General features: G+C 66.7%; 6 protein-coding genes. 3 read left to right on the top strand and 3 right to left on the bottom strand.

Annotated features, from left to right (window positions below; translation table 11 throughout):
• The coding region (locus B2X67_RS15990) for a LytS/YhcK type 5TM receptor domain-containing protein (protein WP_286786086.1) at window positions 1–545 on the bottom strand (545 nt) is incomplete at its 3' end.
• 249 nt (window positions 546–794) lie between these two features.
• Here B2X67_RS15990 and B2X67_RS15985 point away from each other — a divergent pair.
• The gene (locus B2X67_RS15985; protein ID WP_282343106.1) at window positions 795–1136 is read left to right on the top strand and encodes an FKBP-type peptidyl-prolyl cis-trans isomerase; all 342 of its coding nucleotides are present in this window, start codon (window positions 795–797) and stop codon (window positions 1134–1136) included.
• Between the two features lie 60 nt (window positions 1137–1196).
• Here the strand turns inward: B2X67_RS15985 and B2X67_RS15980 are convergent, their stop codons facing one another.
• Together B2X67_RS15980 and B2X67_RS15975 are read right to left on the bottom strand one after the other, a co-directional pair.
• Complete coding sequence (locus B2X67_RS15980; protein WP_286786085.1) at window positions 1197–1499, bottom strand: hypothetical protein; 303 nt, start codon at window positions 1497–1499, stop codon at window positions 1197–1199.
• Between the two features lie 314 nt (window positions 1500–1813).
• Window positions 1814–1993: a hypothetical protein gene (locus B2X67_RS15975; protein WP_286786084.1), complete on the bottom strand. Its 180-nt coding sequence runs from the start codon at window positions 1991–1993 to the stop codon at window positions 1814–1816.
• Window positions 1994–2211: 218 nt separating this feature from the next.
• On the opposite strand from B2X67_RS15975, the gene B2X67_RS15970 reads away from it, so the two are divergent.
• Window positions 2212–2814: a LemA family protein gene (locus B2X67_RS15970; protein ID WP_282343112.1), complete on the top strand. Its 603-nt coding sequence runs from the start codon at window positions 2212–2214 to the stop codon at window positions 2812–2814.
• On the top strand, window positions 2811–3480 hold a 670-nt coding region (locus B2X67_RS15965; protein WP_286786083.1), incomplete at its 3' end, for a TPM domain-containing protein. The genes B2X67_RS15970 and B2X67_RS15965, both read left to right, overlap by 4 nt.

Here is a 3480-nt window from a genome sequence, read left to right as displayed (position 1 = left end):
CCGCGCAGCAGGGCGACCAGCAGCAGGGTGGTGGGCGGCATGGTGATCATCATCGCCACCGCCGTTTCGCTGAAGGACACCTCCAGCGTCCCCTGGAACTGGCTGAGCATCAGCAGGGTGATGGCGTGCACCAGCAGGCCGAAGACCAGCAATTGCGTGCTGCCCTGGGTGATACGCCCGGACTCCGAGGCATGCCGGTAGACCAGCCCCATCAGGGCGGCCAGGAGGATGCTGACCACGCCGGGATAGGCGCCGACGCCGCCGATCCACAGCCGGTAGCAGCCGGCGATGACGGCGGACATGATCGCCACCAGCGGCCCGCCGAGCAGGCCGGCCACGCTCACCAGCGCCAGCCGCGCGTCGACGATGATGCCGTGGCCCAGTTCGATGGGGTCGGCCATGCTGGCCACGCAGATCAGCCCGAAGACCGCCCCCAGCACCAGTTGCGACCAGACCACCCGATGTCCCCAGTGCTGCCAGATGCGCGATTGCAGCCAGCACAGCGCCAGCAAGAGGGCAGCGTTGCGTATGAAGTCCAGAAGCATGGAGTTCCCCCTCCCCAACCCAAACCGGGCCGTGACTGACGCGACTATAGATCTGAGAACCTCACACGACCGTCCGAGTGCTAACCGGTCATCGGATGAAGCCCTGCAGGCCACGGATGGCGGGGGATCGAGCGAGGAAGCAGCGGCGATCGGCGCACTGTGTTCGAATGGCGTCCCGGCGCTTGCGCGCGTGCCAGAGCGGCTCGCGGGGCGCTGGCTATTCGACCGGACATGGGAAGGAGAGAAACGATGTGCGACGAGTTGCAGGTGATCGACCTGGTAGTCGGCGAGGGCAAGGCGGTGGTCAAGGGCGCGTTGATCACCACCCAGTATCACGGCGTACTGGAAGACGGCACGACCTTCGATTCATCCTACGAGAAAGGCCGGCCGTTCCAGTGCGTGATCGGCACCGGGCGGGTGATCAAGGGCTGGGACCTGGGCCTGATGGGCATGCGGGTCGGCGGCAAGCGCCGTCTGCGGGTGCCGGCTCACCTGGCCTATGGCGAACGCCAGGTCGGTGAGCGCATCCCGCCGAATGCCAACCTGCAGTTCGAGATCGAGCTGCTGGAAGTGCTGACCCGCGACGACTGAGCGGACCGCACGGGCCGGATCGCGCGGACCCGGCCTCATGCCCCGCGTCGACGCGGAGCCTCAGACCACCTCGACCAGATCGAGAAACACCATACCGCCACGCAACTCCAGTTTCAGTCCTCTGAAGTTGCCGGCGATGCCGTCGCGAAAGGACAACTGGCCGTCCGCGTCCTTGCCGTCGTAGAAGAAGGTGTCACCGGTGATGCGGCCCATCTGCCGGTAGTTCTCGTAGAAGATCCCGCCGAGGAAGTGGCCGTCCCAGTAACTGCCGTCGGCCGGGTCCTGGATGCGGTACATGCTGCAGGGTTTCATGCCTTCGGGCAGGGCCCCTTCGGGCAGGGCCCCGGATTGTGCGTCGCTCATGATTGCTCCTTTCTCGTGTTGGCCGGCGCGAGGAGGCGCGCCGGCACGGTTCGCCGAAACCTCCGGCGGGCAGACATGGGACCGGCAAAACCGGCCGATGTCGCCCGGATGTCTCGAAAGGCTAGCCCGCCCATCGGCGCCGGGCGCTCCAGCTGACCGGTGGCCGGCCGGCGCCACATGCCAGTCGTTGCGACCTTCGTTCACGGAACATCCGCTGTACCAACCGCCCGCCGCGATGCCGGCTTTTTGGGGGCCACGTCTTTCACCGGGCATGAAAAAGCCCGGACTCGCCGGGCTTCGGTGGGCGATGAGGCTCAGCTGGGCTGCCTAGAGGCATCTTCGCCTGCTATGTCCGGATCGTCCGGGCTGGCCTCGGTATCCGGGTCGTGTGGGCGCTGCTGGTCCGGGGTGTCCTCGATACCCGGATCGCGGCTGAAATCGCCTTCCTCGGCAGGCCTTTCGACGGTGTCGGGATTCTGTTCGCTAGTGTTCATGACTACCTCGCAATGAAGCCGTGAGTGGCTTCACTGCTTTCGATTGCCGCGCCGCGGACAACGTTCAGGTGCGCGGCGTACCGGCGGTCCGGGCAGCGCTTCGTCCCTTGTCGGCGGATTGGCGTAAGGTAGTCGCACTGAGCGGCGCCCCCTGAACTCGCACGGGTGCGTCGCTTCTAAGGGATACCCCGACTTCCATGCCCAAGGAGCTACACCCCATGCGGACTTTTTCCAACAGCCTCCGGCTGACCTTCCTCCTTCTGCTCGGCAGCCTGCTGACGGGGTGCGGGGTGAACAACATCCCGCAGTACGACGAACAGGTGAAAGCCGCCTGGGCACAGGTGGAAAACCAGTATCAACGCCGCGCCGACCTAATCCCCAACCTGGTCGAGACGGTCAAGGGCTACGCCAAGCAGGAACAGGAGACCCTGACCCGGGTGATCGAGGCGCGGGCCAAGGCGACCTCGATCCAGGTCGACGCCAGCACCCTTGACGATCCGCAGAAACTGCAGCAGTTCGACCAGGCGCAGCAGCAGCTCAGCGGCGCGTTGAGCCGGCTGATGGTGGTCTCCGAGCGTTACCCGGACCTGAAATCGAACCAGAACTTCCTCGCCCTGCAGTCGCAGCTCGAAGGCACGGAAAACCGCATCGCCGTGGCGCGTCGCGACTTCATCGCCGCGGTGGAGCGCTACAACACGGAAATCCGCACCTTCCCCGGCCGTCTCTGGCAGATGACCCTGTACCGCGACATGCAGGTGCGCGAGAACTTCAAGGCCACCGCGCCGAACGCCGAGCAGGCGCCGAGCGTGAACTTTCAATGAGGCCATGGCTGTGTCCGGCGCTGGCACTGCTGCTAGGCGCCTGCGCGCTGCTGGCGCAGGCCGTGGAGTTTCCCGCGCTCAGCGGGCGGGTTGTCGACCAGGCCAGCCTGCTCGACGCGCAGACCCGCGCACAGTTGACGCAGATGCTCGAAGCCCACGAACAGGCCAGCGGCGAACAGGTCGTGGTGGTCACCCTGGCGAACCTTCAGGGTAATGCGATCGAGGATTACGGCTACCAGCTCGGCCGTCACTGGGGCATCGGCCAGAAGGGCAAGGACAACGGGGCGCTGCTGATCGTCGCCCGAGACGAGCGCAAGGTGCGCATCGAGGTCGGCTACGGCCTCGAGGACCGGCTGACCGACGCGCAGGCGTCGATCATCATCAACAGCGTGATCCTCCCGGCGTTTCGCCGTGGCGACTTCGCCGGCGGCATCCGCGAGGGCGCGGGCGCGATCATCCAGGTCCTCGGTGGCGACCCCCTGGCGCAGCCGGCGGCGTCGTCCTCCGCCGGCCACTCCGAGCAGCGCCTGCCGGGGTTCGCGTTCTTCGTCCTGTTCGTCATCGTCATGCTGATGTTGCGTGGCGGCGGCGGAAGGGGCGGGCGCGGTGGCGGCCGCTCGGTGCTCAGCGGGGCGATCCTCGGCAGCGTGCTCGGCGGGGGCGGGC

This window comes from Pseudomonas sp. UBA3153 (assembly GCF_002364635.1).
Classification (GTDB): domain Bacteria; phylum Pseudomonadota; class Gammaproteobacteria; order Pseudomonadales; family Pseudomonadaceae; genus Pseudomonas_O; species Pseudomonas_O kuykendallii.
This window is presented reverse-complemented; position numbering and strand designations above follow the sequence as displayed.